Annotated in this window: 4 protein-coding genes; all 4 read left to right on the forward strand. The window is 73.9% G+C overall.

The window, feature by feature from the left end:
• Positions 1-358 precede the first annotated feature (358 nt).
• Positions 359-1,126 carry a hypothetical protein gene (locus GL263_RS22625; RefSeq protein ID WP_182857598.1) on the forward strand — a complete coding sequence of 256 codons (768 nt, stop codon included), beginning with the start codon at positions 359-361 and terminating at the stop codon, positions 1,124-1,126.
• A gap of 136 nt (positions 1,127-1,262) precedes the next feature.
• On the forward strand, positions 1,263-2,357 hold the full coding sequence (locus GL263_RS22630; protein ID WP_182857599.1) for an ATP-binding cassette domain-containing protein: 1,095 nt from the start codon (positions 1,263-1,265) through the stop codon (positions 2,355-2,357).
• Positions 2,354-3,208 (forward strand): ABC transporter permease, encoded by an 855-nt coding sequence (locus GL263_RS22635; RefSeq protein WP_182857600.1) that lies wholly within the window; start codon positions 2,354-2,356, stop codon positions 3,206-3,208. The genes GL263_RS22630 and GL263_RS22635 overlap by 4 nt, the downstream gene beginning before the upstream one ends.
• Positions 3,209-3,242: 34 nt before the next feature.
• Positions 3,243-4,106: an Fpg/Nei family DNA glycosylase gene (locus GL263_RS22640; protein WP_182857601.1), complete on the forward strand. Its 864-nt coding sequence runs from the start codon at positions 3,243-3,245 to the stop codon at positions 4,104-4,106.
• The last annotated feature ends 82 nt before the right edge of the window (positions 4,107-4,188 follow it).

The following is a 4,188-nucleotide window of genomic DNA, read 5'->3' on the forward strand; positions in this document are numbered from 1 at the left end:
TCAGGGGGCTGGTCACCGGGGCGGTGGGGACTGTCATGGCGGCTCCCGTCGCAGGGGTGGGCGCGTGCGGCCGAACGGTGGCCGCGGCCCGCCGGGACGGCCCGGCGGGTGGACACACCTCCTTGATGGCCCCGCCCGCTGGCCGCCACGTGGCGTGTCCGGGACGGCCGGGTGTGCGGCGGCTGAATGCTCGACGCCCGCCCGTGCGCCCCGGCGTGTGCCGGGCCGCGTCTCCCCCTCGCCCTTCGTCCGCCGTGCGCGCGCTCCTCCCCGCGCCCGGCGGGAGTTGGCACAATCTGGCGGGGCGGTCGCACGCCGCGCCGGGCGTACGGGCAGAGCAGAACGACGGGAGAGGCAGATGACGCGGTCCACGTTCACCGTGGAGGTGAGCGGCACCTCCGGTTCCCACGCGGGGCTGTGGCCGGAGGGCGAGTGCTTCATGATCCTCCCCGACGGCGAGCACCGGGCGGAGAACGCGCTGGCCCGGATACGGCTGGTCAAACCGGGCGGTCCGCTGGAGTCCGACGCGGCGGTCTCGCGGCTCTCCGGGCCGCCGCCGGACGCCGGCCCGACCACCGTCACCGAGGTGGAGCGGCGGGCGGAACACCTCGCCGCCCAGTTCGAGGAGCACCCCGTGCTGGCGCTGCACGACCCGGACAAGCGGCTGCTGTGCTCGGTGCACCCCGAGCCGCTCGCCAAGGGCGAGCCGCGCCACTTCGCCGTGCTCGACGAGCACGGCGCTCCGCTGTGCCACCTGGCGCGCGGCCGGTCGCCGCTGACCCGCCGCGCCTACTGGCGTATCGACCCGGCGGACGGCGGCCCCTCCCTGACCGGCCACAAGGGCACGGTCGCCGGCTGGCTGGGCTTCGCCCTGCTGCTGCCCGTGTGGGCGCTGTTTTTTGTCGTCTCGCTGCTGATCACGCTTGTCACGCTGGGCAACACGCTGGAACTCATCGTGTGGGGGTGTCCCCGCCGGATCGTCTGGCGGCGCGCGGGCAGCCCGCGCGCCGCGCTCGACTTCCGCTACCTGCGCTCCAACTACTCGTGGTGCGAGACGCTGCTGGACCGCCGGGTCGCCTACGCCCAGGCGGCGCTGCACCAGTTCGGCAAGTACCGCGCGGGCTGAGCGCCGCGGCGCCCGTGCCCCGGCGGCGGCGTCCCGGGCGACGCGTCTTCGCCGAAGAGTGGGCGGAAACGCCCGGCGTTCTGCACTCTGGTAGGTGGGGCGAGAGCCCGTGGTGCCGTCAGCAGGGAGAGCAGCCATGACCCGCCACTCCAGCCGGCGCCCCCACTCCGGCCCGGCGATCGAGACGTCGAACCTGGTCAAGGTGTTCGGCGAGACCAGGGCGGTGGACGGGGTGGACCTGACCGTGCCCACCGGCACGGTGTACGGGGTGCTCGGGCCGAACGGCGCCGGGAAGACGACGGCGGTCAAGGTGCTGGCGACGCTGCTGCGACCGGACGGCGGCGAGGCCCGGGTGTTCGGTCACGACGTCGTCGCGGAGGCCGACGCCGTCCGCGGCCGGGTGAGCCTGACCGGCCAGTACGCGTCCGTCGACGAGGACCTGACCGGCACCGAGAACCTGGTGCTGCTGGCCCGGCTGCTCGGGCACGGCAGGGCCGCCGCCCGGGCCCGCGCCGCCGAGCTGCTGGCCGCGTTCGGCCTCAGCCGGGCCGCCGGGCGCCAGGTCAAGCACTACTCCGGTGGTATGCGGCGGCGCATCGACATCGCGGCGAGCATCCTGAACACGCCCGACCTGCTGTTCCTGGACGAGCCGACGACCGGTCTCGACCCGCGCAGCCGCAACCAGGTCTGGGAGATCGTCCGGGCCGTCGTCGCGCAGGGCACCACCGTGCTGCTGACCACGCAGTACCTGGACGAGGCCGACCAGCTCGCCTCCCGGATCGCGGTGATCGACCACGGCCGGGTGATCGCCGAGGGCACCAAGGGCGAGCTGAAGGCTTCGGTGGGGGCCGGCTCGGTCCACCTGCGGCTGCGGGAGGCCGAGCAGCGGCCGCGCGCCGAACAGGTCCTGGCAGCGGTCCTCGGTGAGGGCGTCGAGCGGGAGGCGGACCCGCTGGCGCTGACCGCGCGCATCACCGCCGCCGGCGGTTCCAGGGGACCGGCCGCCGCCGAACTGGCCGCCCGCGCGCTGGCCGACCTGGCCCGCCAGGGCGTGGTGGTCGACAACTTCTCGCTGGGGCAGCCCAGCCTGGACGAGGTCTTCCTCGCCCTCACCGACCGCCGGCCGGTGGACGCTCCCGCCACCGGCGAGCATCCGGCCACCGACGGGCGCCCGGCCGCCGAGGGCCGGGAGAAGAGCCGGGAAACGCAGGAAAGGGGCCGTGCAGGATGAGTGGCGCACCCACCGCACAGACCCGGAACGAGGAACTGGCCCCCGTCACCACGGAGGACCTGACCGCGCTGCTGGTCGGCGGCGAGCGTCCGCCGAGGCCCAGCGCGCTGTCGGCGTCGCTGACGTTCGGCTGGCGGGCCGTGCTGAAGATCAAGCACGTCCCCGAGCAGCTGTTCGACGTGACGGCCTTCCCGATCATGATGGTGCTGATGTACACGTACCTCTTCGGGGGCGCGCTGGCCGGCTCCACCACCGCCTACCTCCAGTTCGTGCTGCCGGGCATCCTGGTGATGAGCGTCGTGATGATCACCATGTACACCGGGGTGTCGGTCAACACCGACATCGAGAAGGGCGTCTTCGACCGCTTCCGCACCCTGCCGATCTGGCGGCCGGCGCCCATGGTCGGCTACCTGCTCGGCGACGTGCTGCGCTACACGGTCGCGTCGGCCGTGATGATGACCGTGGGTTTTGTGATGGGCTTCAGGCCGGCGGGCGGGGTGCTCGGCGTGCTCGCCGGGGTGGCGCTGCTGCTGGTGTTCTCGTTCTGCTTCTCCTGGGCGTGGACGATGTTCGGGTTGCTGCTGCGCTCGGAGAAGTCGGTGATGGGCGTCAGCATGATGGTGCTGTTCCCGCTGGCCTTCCTCAGCAACATCTTCGTCGATCCGGCCACCATGCCCGGCTGGCTCCAGGTGTTCGTGAACAACAACCCGGTGTCCCATCTGACGTCCGCGGTGCGGGTGCTGATGGACGGCGGCTGGCCGCCCGCCGAGATCGCCTGGACGCTGGGCTGGGGCGCGGCGCTGACCGCCGTGTTCGGCACGGTCACGATGCGGCTGTACAACCGCAAGTAGTGCGGCGGCGCCCCGCCGGTCGCACACTGGGCACATGCCGGAACTACCGGAGGTGGAGGCGCTGCGCGTCTACCTCGAGCCGCGGGTGGCCGGCCGGACCGTCGCCTCGGTGCGGCCCGTCGCGGTGAGCGTGCTCAAGACGTTCGACCCGCCGCTGGACGCGCTTGTCGGCCGCCGGCTGGTGGCGGTGCGGCGGCGGGGGAAGTTCCTCGACGTGGCCGCCGAGGAGGGCCCGCACCTCGTCGTGCACCTGGCGCGGGCCGGCTGGCTGCGCTGGCGGGACGAGGAGCCGCCGCCCGCCCGCCCCGGACGAGGACCGCTGGCGTTCCGGCTGCGGCTGGCCGACGGCGCCGGCGGCTTCGACCTCACCGAGGCCGGCACCCAGAAGCGGCTCGCCGTGTACTGCGTCGCGGACCCCGCCGACGTGCCCGGCGTCGCCCGGCTCGGCCCCGAACCGCTCGCCGACGACTTCGACCTCCCCGCGTTCGCCGCCCTGCTCGGCGGGCGGCGGCACCGCGTGAAGGGCGTGCTGCGGGACCAGAGCGTGATCGCCGGGATCGGCAACGCCTACTCTGACGAGATCCTGCACCGCGCCCGGATGTCCCCCTACCGGCTCGCCTCCGACCTGACCCCCGGCGAGGTCGAGCGGCTGTACGAGGCGCTGCGCGGCACCCTGACCGAGGCCGTGAGCCGCGCGTCGGGGCTGGCCGCCGGGGAGCTGAAGGCCGAGAAGCGCGGCGGCATGCGGGTCCACGGCCGCACCGGGGAGCCGTGCCCGGTGTGCGGGGACAGCGTGCGCGAGGTCTCCTTCGCCGACTCCTCCCTGCAGTACTGCCCGACCTGCCAGACCGGCGGCAAGCCGCTGGCCGACCGGCGCATGTCACGCCTGCTCAAGTAGGCCCGCGACGGTGGGCGCCGGTGCCGGCGCGAGCGGCGCTCCGTAAGCTTGCCCGACGTGACTGCTGCCCCCCGGAACGTCC

Source organism: Streptomyces durbertensis, from assembly GCF_014156695.1.
GTDB lineage: Bacteria > Actinomycetota > Actinomycetes > Streptomycetales > Streptomycetaceae > Streptomyces > Streptomyces durbertensis.